The 21699-nt window shown below is 71.1% G+C and carries 16 protein-coding genes; 9 read left to right on the forward strand and 7 right to left on the reverse strand.

The window, feature by feature from the left end:
- Positions 1-117 precede the first annotated feature (117 nt).
- The 8 genes from PSEJ31_RS0114345 to PSEJ31_RS0114380 all read left to right on the forward strand — a co-directional run bounded on the left by PSEJ31_RS0114345 (position 118) and on the right by PSEJ31_RS0114380 (position 7851).
- Positions 118-1110 (forward strand): PhoH family protein, encoded by a 993-nt coding sequence (locus PSEJ31_RS0114345; RefSeq protein WP_019397758.1) that lies wholly within the window; start codon positions 118-120, stop codon positions 1108-1110.
- Positions 1111-1177: 67 nt separating this feature from the next.
- Positions 1178-1669: an rRNA maturation RNase YbeY gene (ybeY, locus tag PSEJ31_RS0114350; RefSeq protein ID WP_028915844.1), complete on the forward strand. Its 492-nt coding sequence runs from the start codon at positions 1178-1180 to the stop codon at positions 1667-1669.
- 3 nt (positions 1670-1672) lie between these two features.
- Positions 1673-2242 (forward strand): hypothetical protein, encoded by a 570-nt coding sequence (locus PSEJ31_RS0114355; protein ID WP_028915845.1) that lies wholly within the window; start codon positions 1673-1675, stop codon positions 2240-2242.
- A 45-nt stretch (positions 2243-2287) separates the two neighbouring features.
- Entirely contained in the window at positions 2288-3172 is an 885-nt protein-coding gene (locus PSEJ31_RS0114360) for a transporter associated domain-containing protein (protein ID WP_019397761.1), read from the forward strand.
- Entirely contained in the window at positions 3172-4341 is a 1170-nt protein-coding gene (locus PSEJ31_RS0114365; RefSeq protein ID WP_028915846.1) for a DUF4105 domain-containing protein, read from the forward strand. Before PSEJ31_RS0114360 ends, PSEJ31_RS0114365 begins: the two co-directional genes overlap by 1 nt.
- Before the next feature lie 43 nt (positions 4342-4384).
- A complete protein-coding gene (locus tag PSEJ31_RS0114370) occupies positions 4385-5389 on the forward strand; it encodes a magnesium and cobalt transport protein CorA (RefSeq protein WP_028915847.1) in 1005 nt (334 codons plus the stop codon).
- Positions 5390-5525: 136 nt separating this feature from the next.
- On the forward strand, positions 5526-7616 hold the full coding sequence (locus PSEJ31_RS0114375; RefSeq protein WP_028915848.1) for a carbon starvation CstA family protein: 2091 nt from the start codon (positions 5526-5528) through the stop codon (positions 7614-7616).
- A gap of 10 nt (positions 7617-7626) precedes the next feature.
- A complete protein-coding gene (locus PSEJ31_RS0114380) occupies positions 7627-7851 on the forward strand; it encodes a CstA-like transporter-associated (seleno)protein (protein ID WP_028915849.1) in 225 nt (74 codons plus the stop codon).
- Between the two features lie 576 nt (positions 7852-8427).
- Here PSEJ31_RS0114380 and PSEJ31_RS0114385 read toward each other — a convergent pair.
- The 4 genes from PSEJ31_RS0114385 to ssb all read right to left on the reverse strand — a co-directional run bounded on the left by PSEJ31_RS0114385 (position 8428) and on the right by ssb (position 14623).
- Positions 8428-9687: a DUF819 family protein gene (locus PSEJ31_RS0114385; RefSeq protein ID WP_037035332.1), complete on the reverse strand. Its 1260-nt coding sequence runs from the start codon at positions 9685-9687 to the stop codon at positions 8428-8430.
- 75 nt (positions 9688-9762) lie between these two features.
- A complete protein-coding gene (locus tag PSEJ31_RS0114390; protein WP_037035335.1) occupies positions 9763-11856 on the reverse strand; it encodes a S9 family peptidase in 2094 nt (697 codons plus the stop codon).
- 110 nt (positions 11857-11966) lie between these two features.
- Positions 11967-13919, reverse strand: coding sequence for an oligopeptide transporter, OPT family (locus PSEJ31_RS0114395; RefSeq protein WP_028915852.1), 1953 nt, complete (start codon positions 13917-13919; stop codon positions 11967-11969).
- A 200-nt stretch (positions 13920-14119) separates the two neighbouring features.
- Positions 14120-14623: a single-stranded DNA-binding protein gene (gene ssb / locus PSEJ31_RS0114400; protein WP_028915853.1), complete on the reverse strand. Its 504-nt coding sequence runs from the start codon at positions 14621-14623 to the stop codon at positions 14120-14122.
- Positions 14624-15004: 381 nt separating this feature from the next.
- Between ssb and PSEJ31_RS0114405 the strand changes: the two genes are divergently transcribed.
- A complete protein-coding gene (locus tag PSEJ31_RS0114405; RefSeq protein ID WP_019398783.1) occupies positions 15005-16012 on the forward strand; it encodes a polyprenyl synthetase family protein in 1008 nt (335 codons plus the stop codon).
- Between the two features lie 108 nt (positions 16013-16120).
- On the opposite strand, the gene murD is transcribed toward PSEJ31_RS0114405, so the two are convergent.
- The 3 genes from murD to PSEJ31_RS0114420 all read right to left on the reverse strand — a co-directional run bounded on the left by murD (position 16121) and on the right by PSEJ31_RS0114420 (position 21668).
- Positions 16121-17509: a UDP-N-acetylmuramoyl-L-alanine--D-glutamate ligase gene (murD, locus tag PSEJ31_RS0114410; protein WP_028915854.1), complete on the reverse strand. Its 1389-nt coding sequence runs from the start codon at positions 17507-17509 to the stop codon at positions 16121-16123.
- Positions 17490-18845: a UDP-N-acetyl-alpha-D-muramoyl-L-alanyl-L-glutamate epimerase gene (murL, locus tag PSEJ31_RS0114415; RefSeq protein WP_019398781.1), complete on the reverse strand. Its 1356-nt coding sequence runs from the start codon at positions 18843-18845 to the stop codon at positions 17490-17492. The genes murD and murL overlap by 20 nt, the downstream gene beginning before the upstream one ends.
- A gap of 198 nt (positions 18846-19043) precedes the next feature.
- On the reverse strand, positions 19044-21668 hold the full coding sequence (locus tag PSEJ31_RS0114420; protein ID WP_028915855.1) for a bifunctional aspartate kinase/diaminopimelate decarboxylase: 2625 nt from the start codon (positions 21666-21668) through the stop codon (positions 19044-19046).
- Between the last annotated feature and the right edge of the window lie 31 nt (positions 21669-21699).

Below are 21699 nucleotides of genomic sequence, written 5' to 3' on the forward strand. Positions count from 1 at the left end.
CGGGGCACCACCGGCGGGAGCGGGGTTTTCACTGGCTCCGCTACCTGCCCCGCGCTAACCTTTCCGCCCCCGACCGAACGGCGCCCGCGCGTCCCGCGCGCAGGCCGCGCCCCGCCGATGACCACCCCGACCCAGCGCGACTTCACCCTCGAACCCGCCGACACCGAGCGCCTGGCCAACCTGGCCGGGCCGTTCGACCAGCACCTGCGCCAGATCGAACTGCGCCTGGGCGTGGAGATCGCCAACCGCGGCAACGTGTTCCGCGTCACCGGCCAGTCCGAGGCGGTGTCGCGCACCGAGCACCTGCTGCAGGCGCTGTACGCGGAGGCCGGCGAGACCACCTTCGACAGCCACGCCATCCACCTGCGCCTGAACGAGGCCAACGTCGACCGCATCGACGAGGTCGGCTACCAGCCGCAGGAGGTGACGGTGAAGGTGCGCCGCGGCACCATCCGCGGCCGCGGCGCCAACCAGGCCCGCTACCTGCATTCGATCGCCACCCACGACATCAACTTCGGCATCGGCCCGGCCGGCACCGGCAAGACCTTCCTGGCCGTGGCCATGGCGGTGGACGCGCTCAACGAGTCGCGGGTGCAGCGCCTGGTGCTGGTGCGCCCGGCGGTGGAGGCCGGCGAGAAGCTCGGCTTCCTGCCCGGCGACCTGACCCAGAAGGTCGATCCCTACCTGCGCCCGCTGTACGACGCCCTGTACGAGATGCTGGGCGTGGAGAAGGTGGTCAAGCTGCTGGAGAAGAACGTCATCGAGATCGCGCCGCTGGCCTACATGCGCGGCCGCACCCTCAACGACGCCTTCGTGATCCTGGACGAGGCCCAGAACACCACCATCGAGCAGATGAAGATGTTCCTGACCCGCCTGGGCTTCGGCTCCACCGCGGTGGTCACCGGCGACATGACCCAGGTCGACCTGCCCAAGCACGTCAAGTCGGGCCTGAAGGACGCGATCGAGGTGCTGCGCGGGGTGGAAGGCGTGAGCTTCACCTTCTTCGAGGGCCGCGACGTGGTCCGCCACCCGCTGGTGGCGCGCATCGTCAACGCCTACGACCGCCGCGACCGCGAGGCCCCGGCCCGGCAGGAAGAGGAACGCGGGTAGGCGCCGTGCTCGCGGCCGCGGCCGCCGCGCGCGATACTGCGCGTCCATTCCCGTCGATCCTGCAGCCATGACCAAGGGCCCCGTCCGTCTCGATGTCGCGGTGAGCTACGCGGTGCCGCGCGCCGGCGTGCCCGCCGCGCAGAGCTTCCGCAAGTGGGTGGCCGCCGCGCTGGCCGGACGCATCCGCGAGGCCGACCTGGCCATCCGCATCGTCGACGCGCCCGAGGGCCAGGCACTCAACCGCCACTACCGCGGCAAGGACTACGCCACCAACGTGCTGAGCTTCCCGGCCGAGCTGCCGGAAGGCCTGCCCAAGGGGGTCAAGTTCCCGCTGCTGGGCGACCTGGTGATCTGCGCGCCGGTGGTGGCGCGCGAGGCGGCCGAGCAGGGCAAGGCCCTGGCCGCGCACTACGCCCACCTCACCGTGCACGGCACCCTGCACCTGCTGGGCTGGGACCACGAGGACGAAAAGGAGGCCGAGGCCATGGAACAGCTGGAGCGGGAGATCCTCGCCAGCCTGGGGCTGCCGGACCCGTACGCGGCCGAGCGCGGGGACTGAGCCGTGTCCACGCGCCTCCCCGCCGCCGCCCTGCTCCTGGCCCTCGCCCCGGCCGCCGCCGCCGATCGCCCCGCCGCCCCCGACCTGGGCGCGCTGATCGAGTGCCGCGGCTCGTACGAAGCGTTCATGCAGCTGGCGCCGGTCCAGGCCGACCCGCTGGCCGCGGTCGCGCTCGGCTGGCGCCCGCAGGCCCAGGCCAACCCGTTCATGCTCGAGTACCGGCTCAACACCCCGGTCGAGGTGTTCGGGCACCGCACCGACCACATCGCCCTGGCCGGCGACGCCATCCTCGCCGTGCTCGACCTGGGGGACCCGCGGGTGCTGGCGCGGGAACTGCGCCTGGAAACCGGGATCGACACCCCGCAGAAGGCCCTGTTCGGGCTGGAGGTGCGGGCCGAGGAGGTTGCCGCGGAGGACGGCGGCTGGATCGAGTCGGCCGTGATCAACGTCTCGAACGTGGATTCCCACCCGGGCAAGACCCTGGCCGGCTGCAGCTACAGCCGCGATCCGCTGGAACCCGGGGAGCCCGCGCCTGCGACCGGCGCCTCGCCCGGCGTCGCCCTTCCACGCTAGACTGGGACCCAACGCCCCCGCATCGGGGCGCCGTTTCCACCCCAGATGTCAGAAGACGACAGTAGCAGCCACCACGCTTCCGAGCCGCACGAGCGGCGACGCAACTGGCTCGAGCGCATCAGCGCCGCCTTTTCCGGCGAACCCGACACCCGCGAGGACCTGGTCGCCCTGCTGCGCGACGCCCAGGGCAACGGGCTGATCGACGCCGACACGCTGCGCATGATGGAAGGCGCGCTCTCGGTCTCCGAGCTGACCGTGGGCGACGTCATGGTGTCGCGGTCGCAGATGGTCTCGCTTTCGGCCGACGCGCCCTTCTCCGAACTGATCGCCCAGGTGGTCGAATCCGGCCACTCGCGCTTCCCGGTGCACGGCGAGGACCGCGACGAGATCCTCGGCATCCTGCTGGCCAAGGACCTGCTGCGCGGCGTGGCCGCCAACCGGGGCCCGTGCGAGATCAACCCGCTGCTGCGTCCGGCGGTGCTGATCCCCGAATCCAAGAAGCTCAACGTCCTGCTCAAGGAGTTCCGGCTCTCGCGCAACCACATGGCGATCGTGGTCGACGAGTACGGCGGCGTGGCCGGCCTGGTCACCATCGAGGACGTGCTGGAGCAGATCGTCGGCCAGATCGACGACGAGCACGACGAGGCCGCCGACGACAGCGCGCTGATCGCGGTGCAGGCCGACGGCCAGTACATCGTCGACGCGCTGACCCCGATCGGCGACTTCAACCAGCGCTTCGGCGCGGACTTCCCCGACGACGAGTACGACACCATCGGCGGCCTGGTGACCGAGGCCATCGGCCACCTGCCCGAGGTCGGCGAGGAGCTGACCCTGGACCGCTTCGCGTTCCGCGTGATCCGCGCCGACGCGCGTCGGGTGCGCGCCTTCCAGGTCGGCGTGCTGCCGGCCGAGACGGTGGACGGGCACTGATGCCGGCGCGTGCCTGGGCCGCCCTGCTGCTGGCCGGCCTGCTGGCGCTGCTGGCCCCGGTGGCCGCGGCCGCGCCCCGCATCGGGGTGCTGACCATGCAGCCGGGCGAGGTGTTCTTCGAGCGCTTCGGCCACGACGCCATCGTCGTGGCCGACCCGGCCAGCGGCGAGGCGGTCTCGTACAACTTCGGCTACTTCGACCCGACCGAGCCGGACTTCGTCGCCCGGTTCGTGCGCGGCGAGATGATGTACATGCTGGTGGCGCTGCCGCTGGAGCAGGACCTGGAGCAGTACCGCCAGTCCGGCCGCGGCGTGACCCTGCAGTGGCTGGACCTGGAGCCGGAACAGGCCGAGGCCCTGGCCGCCAGCCTGGCCGAGCGCGCCCGTCCGGAGAACGCGCGCTACCGCTACGACTACTTCACCGCCAACTGCGCCACCCAGGTGCGCGACGCGCTCGACCAGGCGCTGGGCGGTGCGCTGCGCAGCCAGCTGGCGGGACGTTCACGCGGCAACACCTACCGCAGCGAGGCGGTGCGCCTGGCGCGGCCGGCCGCGTGGATGTGGCTGGGCTTCGACCTGGGCCTGGGCCCGTACGCCGACCGGCCGCTGTCGCGCTGGGAGGAGGCCTTCGTGCCGATGCGCCTGGCCGACAGCCTGCGCGAGGCGCGCCGGGCCGACGGCCGCCCGCTGGTGCTGTCCGAGCACGAACTGCTGCCGCACCTGATCGCTCCCGAGCCCGTGGAGCGCCCGCGCCGGGTCTGGCCCTGGCTGCTGGCCGGCCTTGCCGGGGCCGTCGCGATCCTCGCCCTGCGCCGCCGCCCGCGCGCGCTGGCTGCCTTCGCCGCGCCGCTGTGGCTGCTGTGCGGCATCGGAGGGGCGCTGATGGCCTTCATCTGGCTGGGCACGGCGCACGAGGCAGGCTGGGCCAACCGCAACCTGTCGCTGCTGGATCCGCTGTGCCTGCTCCTGCTGCCCGGCGCGTTCGCCCTGCTGCGCAGCCGGGTCCCCGGGCGCCTGTTCCGGCCGCTGCTGTGGGCCGTCGCGGCGATCGCCTGCGTCGGCTGGGTGCTGCAGTGGCTGAGCCTGCAGCCGCAGTTCAACCAGCCCTGGGTGGCCCTGCTGCTGCCGCTGCACCTGGCCCTGGCGCTGGCCCTGGGCCGCCGCGCCTGAGCCGGGCTTGCCCCCGCCGCGGGCAGCCCGCAGGATGCCGCGCATGACCAACGCCGCCGCCCTGCCCGCCTGCGTCCTCGCCTGCGCCTGGTACGACGGCGACGGCTGCCGCCACGACATGTCGCTGGAGGAAGTCGGCCGGCGCATCGCCGGGCAGGTCCCGGGGTTCGCCTGGATCGGCCTGTACGAGCCGCAGCAGGAGATCCTGGACCGCCTGCAGCAAGCGCTGGGGCTGCACCCGCTGGCGGTGGAGGATGCCGGCAAGGCGCACCAGCGGCCCAAGGTCGAGGCCTACGGCGACACCCTGTTCGTGGCCGCGCACACCGCACAGATGGAGGGAACCCGCATCGCCTATGGCGAGACCCACGCCTTCCTCGGCCGCCGCTTCCTGCTGACCGTGCGCCACGGCGCCTCGCTGTCCTACGCCCCGGTGCGCGCCCGCCTGGAGCGCGAACCGGAGCTGCTGCGCCCCGGGCCGGCGATGGCGCTGTACGGCGTGCTCGACTTCATCGTCGACAACTACGCCCCGATCGTCGATGCCCACCGCGACACCCTGCACGCGCTGGAGCGCGACATCTTCTCCGATACCTACCGCCGCGAGATCGTGGTGCGCCTGTACGACCTCAAGCGCGAACTGACCAACATGCGCGGCTCGGTGTCGCCGCTGCAGGACGTGCTGCAGCAGCTGGTGCGCAGCCAGGCGGCGCAGGGCCAGCTGGTGCCGGAGGACGTGCGCCTGTACCTGCGCGACGTGCACGACCACGTGGTGCGCATCAACGACGCGATCGACAGCCTGCGCGACATGCTCGGCACCGCGCTGAGCGTGAACCTGTCGCTGGTCACCCTGGCCCAGGGCGAGACGGTCAAGCGCCTGGGCGCCTGGGCCGCGCTGCTGGCCGCGCCGACCCTGGTCACCAGCTGGTACGGCATGAACTTCGCGCACATGCCCGAGCTGGCGCCGCGCTGGGCCTACCCGGCGCTGGCGGCCGGCGTGGGCCTGGTGTGCGTGGTCCTGTACCGTCTGTTCAAGCGCGCACGCTGGCTGTGAACACACCGCGACAACACCCGCGGTGGAATCCTCGCGCCGCCGGATAAGACCAAAGTCGAAGCCGCGGGAGCGGCAGGCGCATTGACGGTCCCGGCACGCAGGACGACCCTTGTCGTACCCCCGCCGGAGACAACACATGAAGGCATTCTCGAAGGTTGCGTGGGCAGCGCTGGCGCTGCTCGGCGCGTTCTGTCTGGCCACGATCGCACTGCGCCGCGGCGAGCAGATCAACGCCTTGTGGATCGTGGTGGCAGCCGTATCGATCTACCTGGCCGCATACCGCTTCTATGGCCAGTTCATCGCCAACCGGGTCATGGGACTGGATCCCACCCGGGCCACGCCCGCCGTGCTGCACAACGACGGCCTCGACTACGTGCCGACCAACAAGCACGTGCTGTTCGGCCACCACTTCGCCGCCATCGCCGGCGCAGGCCCTCTGGTCGGCCCCGTGCTCGCCGCGCAGATGGGCTACCTGCCCGGCCTGCTGTGGCTGGTGGTCGGCGTGGTGCTCGCCGGCGCGGTGCAGGACTTCATGATCCTGTTCATCTCCTCGCGCCGCGACGGCCGCTCGCTGGGCGACCTGGTGCGCGAGGAGATGGGGCCGATTCCCGGCACCATCGCCCTGTTCGGCGCCTTCCTGATCATGATCATCATCCTCGCCGTCCTGGCGATGGTGGTGGTCAAGGCGCTGGCCGAAAGCCCGTGGGGCATGTTCACGGTGATCGCGACCATGCCGATCGCGATCTTCATGGGCATCTACATGCGCTACATCCGGCCCGGCAAGATCGGCGAGATCTCGGTCGTGGGCCTGGTGCTGCTGCTGGGCGCGATCTGGTTCGGCGGCCAGGTCGCCTCGCATCCGACCTGGGGTCCGGCCTTCACCTTCACCGCGACCCAGATCACCTGGATGCTGATCGGCTACGGCTTCGTCGCCTCGGTCCTGCCGGTGTGGCTGCTGCTGGCGCCGCGCGACTACCTATCCACCTTCCTCAAGATCGGCACCATCATCGCCCTGGCCATCGGCATCGTGGTCGTGATGCCCGAACTGCGCATGCCGGCGCTGACCGAATTCGCCGCCAGCGGCGAGGGCCCGGTGTGGAAGGGCGGCATGTTCCCGTTCCTGTTCATCACCATCGCCTGCGGCGCGGTGTCCGGCTTCCATGCCCTGATCAGCTCGGGCACCACGCCCAAGCTGCTGGCCAACGAGGGGCACGCCCGCTACATCGGCTACGGCGGCATGCTGATGGAGTCGTTCGTGGCGATCATGGCCCTGGTCGCGGCTTCGATCATCGATCCGGGCGTGTACTTCGCCATGAACAGCCCGGCGGCGGTGATCGGCGCGGACGCAGCTTCGGCCGCGGCGCACATCACCCAGCAGTGGGGCTTCACCATCACCCCGCAGGACCTGGAGGCCACGGCCGCCGCGATCGGCGAACCGACCATCCTGCACCGCGCCGGTGGCGCGCCCACGCTGGCGGTGGGCATCGCCCAGATCCTGCACGAGGCCATCCCCAGCGGCAGCGACGCGATGATGGCGTTCTGGTACCACTTCGCGATCCTGTTCGAGGCGCTGTTCATCCTCACCGCGGTGGACGCCGGCACCCGCTCCGGCCGCTTCATGCTGCAGGACCTGCTGGGCAACTTCATCCCGGCGCTGCGCCGCACCGAGTCCTGGGGCGCCAACATCATCGCCACCGGTGGCTGCGTGGCACTGTGGGGCTACCTGCTCTACACCGGCGTGGTCGATCCGTTCGGGGGCATCCAGACCCTGTGGCCGCTGTTCGGTATCTCCAACCAGATGCTGGCCGGCATCGCGCTCATGCTGGGCACGGTGGTGCTGTTCAAGATGAAGCGCGACCGCTACGCCTGGGTCACCGCCCTGCCCGCGGCCTGGCTGCTGATCTGCACCACCTGGGCAGGCCTGATCAAGATCTTCGACAGCAACCCGGCGCAGGGCTTCCTCGCCCAGGCACGCAAGTTCCAGGACGGTATCGCCTCCGGCCAGGTGCTGGCCCCGGCCAAGAACATGGACCAGATGCACCAGGTGGTGACCAATGCCTACGTCAACACCGGCCTGACCGTGCTGTTCCTGCTGGTCGTGTTCTCGATCCTGTTCTACTCGATCCGCGCGATCCTGGCCGCTCGCGCCAACCCGGCGCGCACCGACCGCGAGACCGCCTACGTCGCGCTCACCGCGGAGCAGCAGGCCGCGCAGGCCCACCTGTAAGGAGGACGCCATGGGTACCCAGCTCGTCCCCGTCGCCCACTACGCCACGCACAAGCGGGTGTGGCGGCGGCTGGTCCAGACCGCGCGGCTGTGCTGCGGCATCCCGGACTACGACAACTATGTCCGGCACATGCTGGAGAAACATCCGGACAAGGAGCCGATGGACTACAAGACCTTCTTCCGCGAGCGGCAGGAAGCCCGCTTTGGCGGACGCAGTGGATTCCGCTGCTGCTGAGGGTCGGAGGCAGGTGAACCCGGGAGGGCGAAGCGAAAGCTTCGCCCTTCTTTTTTTCCAGGCACTCCTGCCCTGCCGTGTTGCTGTTGCTGTCATTCCGCCCGTTGCAGCGAACCTGGCATCGCCGCCACGGCGGCGCGGTGGAGGCCGTACGTCCGGGCGAAGCGAGACATGGGCCCTGCTCCGCCGTTGCGGGAAGCGCAGGGCACCGGCCGGCGCGGCCGGACGGCGAGGGGTTCGGGTTGGCGTTCTTCTTTGTTATTTCCAGGCAGCCATTCGGCGCCGGGAAGCGCCTCTTTGCACGGGCAAGGAAAAGTGACTCGCCAGCCGCGAAGCGGATGGCAAAGCATGTTTCGATGTTACCCGTGCCTTTGCAGCACGCGCAGCCCGGAGCCGCGGGACGAATCTGGGCGGGGCCGCCTTTGTCGCGGGCATCCCCGGGTGCGCTTCGCTTACCCGGGCTACGGAAGAACCGCTTCGAGCCCCTTGTCGCGCGGCACGAGGGGCCACGAACGCCGCAAAAAGAAAGGCGAAGCCGGGGCTTCGCCTTTCCGGTGCGCGCGTCGGAGCGACGGCTTACTGCCCTGCCATCATCCGCAGGATCTGCCCCAGCCAGTACGCGATCATCGTGCCGGTGGCATAGCCCACCGTGCCCAGCAGCACGCCCACCGGGGCCAGCGTCGGATGGAAGGCCGCCGCCACCACCGGCGCCGATGCGGCGGCGCCGATGTTGCCCTGCGAGCCGATCGCGAAATAGAACAGCGGCGCCCGGACCAGCCTGGCCGCCCCCCACAGCACCAGGATGTGCACGCCCATCCACACCACGCCCAGCGCCAACAGGCCGGGCCGCTCGGCCAGGCGGGTGAAGTCCATCTGCATGCCGATGCTGGCGATCAGGAAGTACAGGCACGCGCTGCCGATCTTGGCCATGCCCGCGTTTTCCAGCCGCCGCACCGGGGTGAAGCTCAGCCCCAGGCCGGCGAAGGTGGCCAGCAGCACCACCCAGACGAAGGCCGAGTCCAGGCTGTACTGGCTGGCGTTGGGCACGTGCGCGCCGAACCAGGCGGCCACCGGCTCGGACACGGCGTGGGCCGCGCCGACGATGCCGAAGCCGATGCCCAGGATCACCATCAGGTCGGTGAGGGTCGGGATGCGCGCGTTGGCCGCCTCGTAGGCCTCCAGGCGCTTCTTCATCTCGTCGATGGCCGAGGTGTCGGCGCCGCTGCGCGCGTCGATGCTGGCCGCGCGCCCGGCCAGGAACAGCAGCACGGCCATCCAGCTGTTGGCGATGGCCACGTCCACCACCGCGAACTGGCCGAACAGGGTGGCGTCGACCTGGTACACCTCGCGGATCGCCACCATGTTGGCGCCGCCGCCGATCCAGCTGCCGGCCAGCGCCGCCATGCCCTTCCACACCTCGCCGGCCACCACGTCCGGCCAGAACCACTGGAACAGCTGGAAGGCCACGATCGCGCCCAGGAACAGGCCGAAGGTGGCGGCGCAGAACACGAACAGCAGCCGTGGACCGAGCCTGAGCACGCCCTTCAGGTCGATGGTCATGGTCAGCAGGACCAGGGCCACCGGCAGCAGCACGCGGCTGCCGATCGGGTTGTAGACCGCGCCCTGGCTGCCGTCGATCAGGCCAACGGTGTTGTAGATCGCCGGCACGAAGTAGCACAGCAGCAGCGCCGGCACCCAGGCGAAGAACTTCTTCCAGAACGGGGTGGGCCCGCTGGCCAGCCAGAAGATCAGGCCCAGGGTGGCCGCGATCAGGCCGAACACGACGATGTCGTTGGCGATCAGGGCAGTCGACGTTTCGGCGGTTTCGGGCGCCATGTACAGCTCCGTTGCTTGCGGTGCGGCGGGGCCGCGCAAAGCGGAAAGCCGGCTCGCGCCGGCTTTCCGTCTGGTTCACTGGCCGATGTGCTTCTTCAGCCAGGCGTTGACGGTGTCGTGCCAGAGCACGCTGTTGGCCGGCTTGAGCACCCAGTGGTTCTCGTCCGGGAAGTAGAGCAGCTGCGACTCGATCCCCTTGCGCTGCAGCGCGGTGAAGGCGGACAGGCCCTGGTCCACCGGCACGCGGTAGTCCTTCTCGCCCTGCACCACCAGCATCGGCACGCGCCACTTGGCGACGTGGTTGACCGGGTTGAACTTCTCGAAGTTCTCCGGCTTGTCGTACGGGGTGCCGCCGTTCTCCCACTCGGTGAACCACAGCTCCTCGGTCACGTAGCCCATGGCGCGGGTGTCGAACACGCCGTCGTGGTTGACCAGGCACTTCCACGGCGAGCTTCCATCGGACTCGAACCAGTTGCCGGCGATCCAGTTGATCATGTAGCCGCCGTAGCTGGCGCCCAGGGCGCAGGCGCGGTCGCCGTCCAGGAACGGGTACTTCTGCTGCGCCGCGGCCCAGCCCTTCTGCAGGTCCTCCAGCGGCTTGCCGCCCCAGTCGCCGCTGATGGAATCGGTGAAGGCCTGGCCGTAGCCGGTGGAGCCGTGGAAGTCGATCATCACCACGGCGTAGCCCTGGCCGGCGTAGGTCTGCGGGTTCCAGCGGTAGCTCCAGCCGTCGCCGAAGCTGCCCTGCGGGCCGCCGTGGATCAGGAACGCCACCGGGTAGCGCTTGCCTTCCTCGTAGTTCCACGGCTTGACCACGTAGCCGTGCACGGTCTCGTTGTTCCAGCCGGCGAAGGTGAACTGCTCGTACTCGCCGAAGGCCACCTCCGGCAGCATCTCGCCCGCGCTGGGGGTGATGGCGCGCTGCGCGGCCGGGCTGGACAGCGCGGCGGTGAACAGCTGGTCGCCACTCTTGAGGGAGTTGCGGGTGAAGGCCAGGGTGTCGCCGGCGATGTCGAAGGCGGAGATGCTGCCCTCGCCCACCACCTGCTCGACCTTGCCGCTGGCCACGTCCACCGCGAACAGCGGGTGCTGGCCCAGGTGCTGGGCGGTGGTGTAGATGGTCTTGCCGTCGGCGGACAGCACGATGCCATCGGCGCTGCGGTCCCACCTCGGCGCGATCTCGCGCACCTTGCCACTGGCCAGGTCCATCGCCATCAGGCCGAAGCGGTCGGCCTCGAAGCCCGGGCGCTTCATCGCGCGGTAGTACAGGGTCTTGCCGTCGGCGCTGAACACCGGGCCGGTGTCCCAGGCCGGGTTGGAGGCGGTCAGGTTCTTCAGCGGCTGGCCGTCGCGGTACAGGTACAGGTCGAAGTTGGTCGACCACGGCTCCTGGCGGTCGGCCACGCGCATGGAGAACACCAGCGACTTGCCGTCCGGCGACCAGGTGTACTCGTCGGAACCGCCGAACGGACGCGACGGCACGTGGCCCACCGGGTCGTTCTTCGCCGCGCCCACCAGCACCGGTGCCGGCGCCTTGTCGCCGTTGGCCGGCGTGGTCACGAACAGGCGGCTGTGGCGGCCGTCGGCCCAGGTGTCCCAGTGGCGCACGAACAGCTGGTCGTAGAGCACGCCGCTGGTCTTCGACTTCCCGCGCTCGTCCAGGCGCGAGACGGTGCAGTCGAGGTTGGCGCCGCAGTCGGGGAACACGTCCATGCTCACCGCGATGCGCTTGCCGTCCGGGGAGACCTTGTAGCTGCCGATGTCCAGCGGATAGCGGGTCAGCTGCCGCGGCTGCCCGCCGGTGACCGGGATCGAGTACAGCTGCTGGGTGCCGTCCTTCGCGCTGAGGAAGTACACCGACTGGCCATCGGCGGAGAACGCGGGCGAGTTGACGCTCCAGCCTTCCGGGGTCAGGCGCCTGGGCGGTGCCAGGTCGCGGGTGCGCAGGTCGCGGATCCACAGGCCGGTGCTGGCCTTGCCCAGGTCCTCGCCGATCTCGCGCTTGGCGAACACCACGCGCGCGCCGTCCGGCGACAGCACCGGGGAAGAGACGCGGTCCAGCTTGTGCAGGTCGCGGACGTCGAAGCCGCGGGCGGCCTCGGCGTCGTTGGCCACGCCGAGGACGAGCAGGCCGGCCAGGGCCAGGGCGAGGGGCGTGCGTGCGGACATCGGGGACTCCTTGGAATGAAGGCGATCCCGGATGCTAGGCAGCGCCGCCGGGCCGGCGCAAAGGCGGAAGGTCATGCCGGCCTTCCGCCCGGTTTGCCGAGCCTGCCGGCTCAGCCCGCCTGTTCTGCGCGCTTGCCGGTGCGGTACAGCAGCCAGCCGACCAGGGCCAGCACCACCAGACCCACCCACTGCCCGGCGGCGCCCAGGTCCACCGGCAGCGCCAGCACCTCGGCGTCCTGGCTGATCACGATCGGCAGGGCGATGCCGATGCCCATCAGCGCCTCGCCGGTGATCAGGCCGGCCGAGAACAGCACGCCGGGACGGTGCACGCGGTCCAGCGCCGCCTCGTCGTCGGGGCTGGCCTTGTGGAAGCGCTCGACCAGGTGCGCCAGCAGGCCGCCGAGGAAGATCGGCACCATCAGTTCCAGCGGCAGGTAGATGCCGATGGCCGCGGCCAGCACCGGCACGCGGAAGCGCTTGCCGGTCTTCTTCAGCCAGCCGTCGATCGCGATCACGATCGCGCCGATCACCGCGCCGATGCCGATCATGGTCCACGGCAGCTCGCCGCCGAACAGGCCCTTGGCCACCGAGGCCATCAGGTTGGCCTGCGGCGCCGGCAGGGTCTTGGAGCCGATGCCGTAGGCCTCCTGCAGCAGGTTCAGCACCGGGGCCATGATCAGCGCGCAGGAGAAGGCGCCGATGCCCAGCATCAGCTGCTGCTTCCACGGGGTGGCGCCGACCAGGTAGCCGGTCTTCAGGTCCTGCAGGTTGTCGCCGCCCACGGCCGCGGCGCAGCACACCACCGCGCCGATCATGATCGCCGCGACCGCGCCCAGCGGCGCGCCGCCGACCTGGGTCTGGCCGTCGGCGCCCAGCAGCACCAGCAGCACCACCGAGGCGAACAGGATGGTGGCGATGGTGATGCCCGAGACCGGGTTGTTGGACGAGCCGACCAGGCCGGCCAGGTAGCCGGACACGGACACGAACAGGAAGCCGGCCGCGATCATGATCAGGGTCATGGCCAGGCTGGCCACCCAGAAGCCGACGATGGCGTGGTACAGCAGCCACAGCGGCACCACGAAGGCCACCAGCGCCAACAGCATCCACTTCATCGGCAGGTCGCGGTCGGTCTCGGCGATCACCGCGCCGTGCATCGCGCCCTTGCGCGCGGCGGCGAAGCCGCTCTTGATGCCGGCCAGCAGGGAGTTGCGCAGCGAGAACAGGGTCCACACGCCGCCGATCAGCATCGCGCCCACGCCCAGGAAGCGGACCTTGGCCGACCAGATGGCGAAGGCCGCGTCAGCCGCCGGTGCACCGGCAATCGCGCTGGCCAGGGCCGGATCGCTGTCGAGGAAGAAGGCGTGGTACAGCGGGATGGCGATGTGCCAGGACAGGATCGCGCCGGACAGCACCACGATGCCCACGTTCAGGCCGACGATGTAACCCACGCCCAGCAGCGCCGGCGACAGGCCGGTGCCGAGATAGCCGATCACCTTGTTGTTGGCGAAGTAGCCGGCCACCGCCCAGCTGTCCGGGATCAGGCGCAGGCCGTTGGCGGCGGCCAGCTTGACCAGGCCACCGATGGCGGCGGAGATGCCGAGGATCTTCAGGCCCGGGCCGGGATTCTCGCCGGCCTTGAGCACTTCGGCCGCGGCCTTGCCCTCGGGGAACGGCAGCGGCTCCTCGACGATCATCGTGCGCCGCAGCGGCACCGAGAACAGCACGCCCAGCAGGCCGCCGAGGCCGGCGATGCCCAGTACCCACCAGTAGTCGAAGTCCGGCCAGTAGCCCATCAGGACCAGGGCGGGGATGGTGAAGATCACGCCGGCGGCGATCGACGAGCCGGCCGAGGCGCCGGTCTGGACGATGTTGTTCTCCAGGATGGTGCCGCCGCCCAGCAGGCGCAGCACGCCCATGGACACCACCGCCGCGGGGATCGCGGTGGCCACGGTCAGGCCGGCGAACAGGCCGAGGTAGGCATTGGCCGCCGACAGCACCACCGCGAGCACGATGGCGAGGACGACGGCGCGGAAAGTCAACTGTGGCGTGCCCGGGCCGGCCATTCTGTTACCCCTGCATACAAAGAGGCCGCCACGTTATCGGCCCCGGGGCGGCAGGTCCAGTACCGGTGCCGTCCCTTTCCGGACCGGCAGGCGCACAAACGCGGCGCGGACGGCCAGGGCCGTCCGCGCCGGGACATTCCGGGACCGGGCCGGCGCCGCCGGGGCGGCGCGGGCCGGCTAATTCCGCGCCTGTATTCCAGTCAGAACGGGATGTCGTCGTCGGCGAAGCCGTCGTCGAAGCCGCCCGCCGCCGGGGCGGCCGGGGCCGGCGCCGGGGCGCTGCGCTGGCCGCCACCGTACTCGCGGCGCGGCGGGGCGCTGCGCTGCGGCCGGTCGCCGCCGGCATAGCCACCCTCGCCGCCACCGCCGCCACGGCCACCGAGCATCTGCATCTCGTCGGCGATGATCTCGGTGATGTAGCGCTCCTGGCCGTCCTGGCCGGTGAACTTGTCGTAGCGGATCGAGCCTTCCACGTAGCACTGCGAGCCCTTGCGCAGGTACTCGCCGGCGATCTCGCCGAGCTTGCCGAAGAACTTCACCCGGTGCCACTCTGTGCGCTCCTGGGTGTTGCCATCGCGGTCCTTGCGCACGCTGGTGGTGGCCAGGCGGATGGTGGTCACGGCCATGCCGGACTGCGTGTACTTGGTTTCGGGATCGTCGCCGAGGTTGCCGACCAGGATCACCTTGTTGATGCCGCGCGCCATAGTTCTGATTCCGTGTGCAGGACCCGACCGGATCCGGGGAAGGTAGGAGAGTATAGCCGCCCCTCCCGCGCCATCGCCGGAGAGCGGATCCTTGCGTAGGGATATTCCGCAGGTGCGTGCCGATCCCTGCGCCCGGCCCCGCGTTGCCCGCCCGTGGCCGGCGGACCGCCCCGCTTCCGTCGCGGCCAGCCTGCCCCTGCCCACGCTCCGGCCCAAGGCAGGACCACGCGCTGCGCGTTCAGGTATCCGAACGCGCAGCGCGCCCCGCGCCAGGCAGGCACCGGTCCGAAGGGCGCGCCAGTGGCCAGCCCCCCCCACCCTGCTTGGGGCTGCCCGCTGCCGGCGGCTTATAATTCCGCGCCTGTATTCCAGGCGGCCAGCATGGCAGACCACTTCAGCTCCCCCTCCTACGCCTCCCTGCCCCAGATCCAGGCCCTCGCGGCCGCCGACATGGCCGCGGTCGACAGCCTGATCCGCACCCGCCTGGCGTCGGACGTGGTCCTGATCAACCAGATCGCCGAGCACATCGTCTCGGCCGGCGGCAAGCGCCTGCGCCCGATGCTGGTGGTGCTGGCCGGGCAGGCCACCGCCGGCAGCTTCGGCACCACCGCCGACCACCACCAGCTGGCGGCGATCATCGAGTTCATCCACACCTCCACCCTGCTGCACGACGACGTGGTCGACGAATCCGACCTGCGCCGCGGCCGCAGCACCGCCAACGCGATCTGGGGCAACGCCGCCAGCGTGCTGGTCGGCGACTTCCTGTACTCGCGCAGCTTCCAGCTGATGGTCGAGCTGGACCGGATGGAGGTGATGCAGGTGCTGGCCGACACCACCAACCGCATCGCCGAAGGCGAGGTGCTGCAGCTGCTGCACGTGCGCAACCCGGACACCGACGAGGCCGCCTACCTGCGCGTGATCGAGCGCAAGACCGCGGTGCTGTTCGCCGCCGGCACCCGCCTGGGCGCGCTGGCCTCCAATGCCGACGCCGCCACCCAGCAGGCGCTGTACGACTACGGCATGGCCCTGGGCTATGCCTTCCAGATCGCCGACGACGTGCTCGACTACACCGCCGATGCCGCCACCCTGGGCAAGAACCTCGGCGACGACCTGGCCGAGGGCAAGGCCACCCTGCCGCTGATCCACGCCATGACCCATTCCGGCGAGGCCACCCGCCAGCGCCTGCGCCAGATCGTGCAGGAAGGCGACACCTCGGCCATGGACGAGGTGCTGGCCGCGATCCGCGCCACCGGCGGCCTGGAGTACAGCCGCAAGCGCGCGATGGACTACGCCGCCGAGGCCGAGGCGGCGCTTGCCGGGCTGCCGGAGAGCGAGGCCCTGCAGGCGCTGCGCGGCCTGGCCCGCTACGCGGTCGAGCGCAGCCACTGATCCCCGGGGCCGCCGCGCGGCCCATCCCTTTGCACCTGCGCGCGCGGCCCGTCCGCGCGCCGCACCGCGGCCTGCCGCAGTGCACCCCCGCGGCCCCGGCTACGTCGCTCAGGCCACGCCAAGCCCGGGAATGGCGCTGATGCCGTCCGGATCGAACCCGGCCAGGGCCGCGAAGTGGCGGCCTCGCTCGGTGTAGTCGCGATAGGCGCCGAAACTCGGCGCGCCCGGCGACAGCAGGACCAGGCCGCGGCCGGCCAGCAGCCGCTGCGCGCGGGCCACCGCGTCGGCCAGGTCGTCGGCCGCTTCCAGCGCGAACAGGCCCTCGGCGGCCAGCGGTGCCAGCAAGTCATGGATGCGCGGGCCATTGGCGCCCATGGTGACCACCGCCCGTGGCGGCTGCGCACGCAGGCGCTCGGCGAAGCCGTGCCAGTCCAGGCCGCGGTCGTGGCCGCCCAGCAGGATCGCCACCGGCGAGCCGCGATGGCAGTCCAGCGCCGCCAGGCTGGCGTGCGGGGTGGTGCTGATCGAATCGTTGACGTAGCCGATGCCGTCGCGCTCGCCCAGCCACTGCAGGCGGTGCGGCAGCGGGCGGAAGTCCATCGCCGCCGGCGCCAGCGGCGCGGCGTCCACGCCCAGCGCCTCGATCGCCGCCAGCACCGCGCACAGGTTGCCGCGGTTGTGGCGCCCGGGCAGCGGCACGGCCGCGGTGTCGAACACGAAGGCGTCGCCGCGGTACAGGGCGTCGTCGCGCAGGTGCCAGCCGTCCTCGCGGTTGAACCACACGATGCGGCTGTCCGGAAGCTGCAGTCGCGCCAGGCGCGGATCGGCGGCGTTGAGCACCGCGATGCGCGGCCGCGCTCCGGTGACCAGGCGCAGCTTGTCCTCGATGTAGCGGTCTTCGCTGCCGTGCCAGTCCAGGTGCTCGGGGAACAGGTTGAGCACCACCGCCACCTCCGGATGCGCACCACTGCGGGCGACGTCGCCGGTCTGATAGCTGGACAGTTCGATCGCCCAGAACTCCGGCGCCGGTTGCGGATCCAGTACTTCGAGCAATGGCAGGCCGATGTTGCCGGCCAGGGCGGTGCTGTGGCCGCCGGCGCGCAGCAGGTGGGCCAGCAGCGAGGTGGTGGTGCTCTTGCCCTTGGTGCCGGTCACGCACACGGTGCGTGCATCGGCATGCTCGCCGAACCACAGCGTGGTCCCGCCAATGAAGCACGTGCCGCGCGCGGCGGCGGCCAGGGCCTCGGGCTTGTACGGGCTGATGCCCGGCGACTTCACCACGATGTCGAACGCGGCCAGCGCATCGGCATCGACCTGGGTGCGCGGCTGCAGCAGCGGATCGCCCAGGCCGGCGACGGTGGCCGCCTCGGCCTCGTTGCAGAACAGCGCCAGCGGCAGCTGCGGCAGCCGCGTGCGGACCGCCTTCCAGGCGGCGCGGCCTTCGCGCCCCCAGCCCCACAACGCGACGCGCCGTCCCTCAAGCTGCGAAATGCGCACTCACCCGCTCCCACAGCGCGGCCGGCACGCGGTGCTCGCCACCGGCCTGCAGCAGCGGTTCGATCGCCAGTTCCGCCGGATCCAGCTGCGGCCGGATCTCGCGCGCGTAGCGCGCCACCAGCGCGTCCTCGCGCCATTCGGCACGGCCGGCCAGTTGCTCCATCGCCGCGCGCGATTCCCTGCCCTCGCCCACGCACTCGAACGGCTTGTGGTCCTGGAACTCCAGCAGCGCGTCGTAGCCGGCGGCCTGGCCCGGATCGTCCAGCAGGTTGCGCCCGAAGATCCTCACCAGCCGGGGCTTGGGCATGAACGGTGCCAGCGCCAGGAACACGAAGTGGCACTTCGGGCACAGCCCGCACCAGCGCTGCGCCGGCTTTTCGCCGAGGATGTGGAAGTTGCGGTTGCAGCTGGAGAAATGCGCGTCGTAGCGGTCGCTGCGCGCGAACTGCCGCGCCACCGCCAGCTCCGACAGCGGGCGCAGCAGCGAGTAGTAGTGCAGGTCGGCCGCAACCACGCGCTCGACGTGCTCACCGAAGGCCTGCTCGAAGGCCCAGCCCTTGGACCACTGGTGGTTCACTTCGCCAGTGCCGGGGATCAGGCTGCCGTAGCTGGCCGAGCGCTCGTTGGAGAACACCACCTGGCCGTGGCCGGTCAGCAGCGCGGCCAGCACCAGGATCGCCGAGTTCACCGCGGTCACGGGGATATGGCCGTTGTACGCGCCCTGGCGGTTGATCTCGAACAGCGCCGGCGCCAGCGCGCGGCCGATGTTGAGGACCGGCAGGCCGGTGCGCTCGGCGCAGGTGCGGATCAGCTGCGAGCCGCCGATCCAGGCCACGGTCTGCTCCACCCCGGCGGCGCGCAGCGCCTCGATGCTGACCAGCGAGTCCTTGCCACCGCCGATGGCCACCAGCGCACGTTCCGGCAGCCCGGCGGCCGGTGCCTGCCCGGTTGCGGCGCCGTCACGCGGGAAGCGGATGCGCCCGCGCAGGTCCAGGCCGTTGCGGTAGGCGAACTCGCCCAGGCCGTTGAGGTACACCTGCTCCATCAGCGCGGCGGTGGCCTCGTCGATCGGGTAGCCGTCGATCCGGATCTGCGGCGGCACCGCGGCCTTGTAGTAGCTGACGCCCGCGACCAGGTGCAGCAGGCGCAGGGCCTGTTCCACCGCCGCGGCGCGGGTGGCGTCCAGCGCGAACGGGGCGCCGGGGATGGTGACGGTTTCCACCAGCTCCGGGCCTTCGTCGAAGGCGTAGGCCAGCTCGGCCACGCCGGTCGCCGGGTCGAAGCCGCAGCGGACGAAGCGGAAAACGCGGATGGAATCGCGGTCGAATGCAGTCATGCAGGATCCAGGGTGGAGCACGCCGGGCGCCGCGGTGCGGGGCCGCCAGGCAGGAAATCGGGGGTGGCGGCCGCGCCGCGGCCCGCCACGGAAGCCGCCAGCGTAGCGCCAAGCGCGGCCGAAGGCAGCCTTGACCGCCGCGCGCCGGGGCCACGGGCGGCGCCGGCCACGGCGGCGGCGCCCGGGAGCAGGCCCGTGTCAGGCCACGGGCCCATCGATCACGTCCTCCGGCGGCAGCTCGCGCAGGTTGTAGCGGCTGGCCATGGCATGGCCGTAGGCGCCGGTGTCGGCCAGCAGCATCACGTCGCCCGGGGCGGTGTCGCGTGGCAGCCGGCGGCGCTTGCCGAACAGGTCGCTGGACTCGCAGATCGGGCCGACCACGTCGAACTGGCCATCGGCCGGGGCATCGATCCGCTGCAGGTTCACGATGTCGTGCCAGGCGTCGTACATCGCCGGGCGCACCAGCGCGTTCATGCCCGCGTCCAGGCCCACGCGCACGATGCCGTCCTTCTCCACCACCTGGGTGGCGCGCGCCAGCAGCACGCCGGCCTCGGCCACCAGGAAGCGGCCCGGCTCGACCACCAGGCCGAACGCCGGGTGCACCGCGCGCACCTCGGCCAGGCTCGCGGCCCAGGCCTCCAGGTCGAACGGTTCGTCGTCCGGCGCGTACGGGATCGGCAGCCCGCCGCCGATGTCCAGGGTCGCCACGGTGCCGATGCGGCGGGCGAAGCCGGCCAGCTCGTCGCACATCTGCCGCCAGTGGCCCATGTTCTCCACCCCGCTGCCCAGGTGCGCGTGCAGGCCGGTGATGACGATGCCAAGCGCGCGCGCCTCGGCCACGAACTCGTCCACCCGCTGCGCGGACAGGCCGAACTTGGCCTCCTTGCCGCCGGTGTTGACCTTCTGGTGGTGGCCGTCGCCGTGGCCCAGGTCGATGCGCAACCACAGCGAGCGGCCGCGGAAGGTCTCCGGCCAGTTGCGCAGCAACTCGACGTTGTCGACGGTGACGGTCACGCCCAGCGCCAGCGCCTGCTCGTATTCCCCGCGCGGGGCGAAGCTGGGGGTGAACAGCACCCGCGACGGCTCGATCCCCGGCACCGCGGCGAACACGTGGTGCAGCTCGGCCAGCGACACGCACTCCAGGCCGAAGCCCTCCTCCGCCAGCACCTTGAGGATCGCCGGGTGCGGATTGGCCTTGATCGCGTAGTAGCGGCGGTCCACCGCGGCCACCGCCTGCAGCTGCCGCGCGCGCTCGCGCACGGTCGGCAGGTGGTAGACGTAGCGCGGCGTGCCGGCTTCGGCCAGCTGCAGCAGGCGCGGCCGCTCCAGCTTCCACCACGGCTGCGGGCGCGGCCGCACCGCGCCGTTGATCTCGCGCCAGCGCGGGCCGAACACCTCGGTTTCCTGCACCGGCATGGCGCCGCTGTCGATCAGCGCTGCGTGCAGCTGCGGCAGCAGGCCGTCGGCGTCGGCCTCGTCGATCACGAAGGTCAGGTTCAGGTCGTTGGACGACTGCGAGATCATGTGCACGCGCTCGTGCACGAAGCTGGAGAACACCTCGGACAGCCGGTGCAGCAGCGAGCGCATGCCGCGGCCGACGAGGGTGATGGCGGCGCACGGCACGATCACCTTCACCCGCCCGATCTTCCCCAGGTCCTCGGCCAGCGCCGAGAGCACGTTCTGGCTCAGCAGGTTCTCGCTCGGATCCAGCGACACGGTGACGTTGGTCTGCGAGGTGCCGATCATGTCCACCGACAGCCCGTGCTTGCGGAACAGCGCGAACACCTCGGCCAGGTAGCCGACCTGCTGCCACATGCCGATGTCCTCCACCGACACCAGGACCACGCCGTTGCGGCGGCTGATCGCCTTCACGCCGGCCACGGTGGCGGCGCTGCGGTCGATCACCGTGCCTGGCAGCTCCGGGCGCTCGGTGTCCAGGATCGCCATCGGCACGCCGGAGTCGCGGCATGGCTTGATCGAGCGCGGATGCAGCACCTTGGCGCCGGTGGTGGTGATTTCCTGCGCCTCGGCGTAGCCCAGGCGGCTGAGCAGGCGCGCGTCCGGGACCTCGCGCGGGTTGGCGCTGAACATGCCGGGCACGTCGGTCCAGATCTCCACACGGCTGGCGCCCAGCAGCGCGCCGAAGTACGCGGCCGAGGTATCCGAACCGCCGCGGCCGAGGATCGCGGTGCCGCCGTCCTGGTGGCGGGCGATGAAGCCCTGGGTGATGAGCACGCGCGTGGGCTGCCGCGCGAAACGCGCGCGCCAGTCTCCGTCGGACTCCCAGTGGCAGTTCACCGACAGCCGCTGCGCCCACTCGCTCTGGTTCGGCTGCGGCGGCAGCGCGCGCAGCCAGTCGCGCGCGTCCATCCAGCCGATGTCCAGTCCCTGCTTGCGCAGGTAGGCCGCGCCCAGGGTGGACGAGAGCAGTTCGCCCTGGGCCAGCACCTCGGCCTGCCAGTCCAGCGGCCGGGTCGCGGCGCGCGGGTCCTCGAGCAGGCCGCGCAGCACGGCCAGGCGCTCGCCCAGCGCCACGTCGGCATCCAGCTCCAGTTCGGCGAGGAATTCGCGGTGGCGCGCTTCCAGCGCGGCCACGCGCGCGGCGGCGTCCTCGCTGCCGTCGGCGATCGCGGTCAGTTCGTTGGTCACCCCCGACAGCGCCGATACCACCACCAGCACGCGGCCGCCGGTGGCCTCGGCCCGCTGTTTCGCCAGTTTGCCGATCGTGTCCCAGCGATGGCGGCGGGACACCGAGGTACCGCCGAACTTGAGGACGATCCAGCCGCCTTGGGCGGCGTCTTGCGCGGGCGAAGCTGCGGACATTGAGTTGGCTTGACCACCCGACCACCGGGCA

The organism is Pseudoxanthomonas sp. J31 (assembly GCF_000510725.1).
In the GTDB taxonomy this organism is placed as follows: domain Bacteria; phylum Pseudomonadota; class Gammaproteobacteria; order Xanthomonadales; family Xanthomonadaceae; genus Pseudoxanthomonas.

Bases quoted from the DNA above. Each gene is read 5' to 3' on its own strand.
- PSEJ31_RS0114345 (WP_019397758.1), top strand. From the start codon at position 118: ATGACCACCCCGACCCAGCGCGACTTCACCCTCGAACCCGCCGACACC.
- ybeY (WP_028915844.1), top strand. From the start codon at position 1,178: ATGACCAAGGGCCCCGTCCGTCTCGATGTCGCGGTGAGCTACGCGGTG.
- PSEJ31_RS0114360 (WP_019397761.1), top strand. From the start codon at position 2,288: ATGTCAGAAGACGACAGTAGCAGCCACCACGCTTCCGAGCCGCACGAG.
- PSEJ31_RS0114365 (WP_028915846.1), top strand. From the start codon at position 3,172: ATGCCGGCGCGTGCCTGGGCCGCCCTGCTGCTGGCCGGCCTGCTGGCG.
- PSEJ31_RS0114370 (WP_028915847.1), top strand. From the start codon at position 4,385: ATGACCAACGCCGCCGCCCTGCCCGCCTGCGTCCTCGCCTGCGCCTGG.
- PSEJ31_RS0114375 (WP_028915848.1), top strand. From the start codon at position 5,526: ATGAAGGCATTCTCGAAGGTTGCGTGGGCAGCGCTGGCGCTGCTCGGC.
- PSEJ31_RS0114380 (WP_028915849.1), top strand. From the start codon at position 7,627: ATGGGTACCCAGCTCGTCCCCGTCGCCCACTACGCCACGCACAAGCGG.
- PSEJ31_RS0114385 (WP_037035332.1), bottom strand. From the start codon at position 9,687: ATGGCGCCCGAAACCGCCGAAACGTCGACTGCCCTGATCGCCAACGAC.
- PSEJ31_RS0114390 (WP_037035335.1), bottom strand. From the start codon at position 11,856: ATGTCCGCACGCACGCCCCTCGCCCTGGCCCTGGCCGGCCTGCTCGTC.
- PSEJ31_RS0114395 (WP_028915852.1), bottom strand. From the start codon at position 13,919: ATGGCCGGCCCGGGCACGCCACAGTTGACTTTCCGCGCCGTCGTCCTC.
- ssb (WP_028915853.1), bottom strand. From the start codon at position 14,623: ATGGCGCGCGGCATCAACAAGGTGATCCTGGTCGGCAACCTCGGCGAC.
- PSEJ31_RS0114405 (WP_019398783.1), top strand. From the start codon at position 15,005: ATGGCAGACCACTTCAGCTCCCCCTCCTACGCCTCCCTGCCCCAGATC.
- murL (WP_019398781.1), bottom strand. From the start codon at position 18,845: ATGACTGCATTCGACCGCGATTCCATCCGCGTTTTCCGCTTCGTCCGC.
- PSEJ31_RS0114420 (WP_028915855.1), bottom strand. From the start codon at position 21,668: ATGTCCGCAGCTTCGCCCGCGCAAGACGCCGCCCAAGGCGGCTGGATC.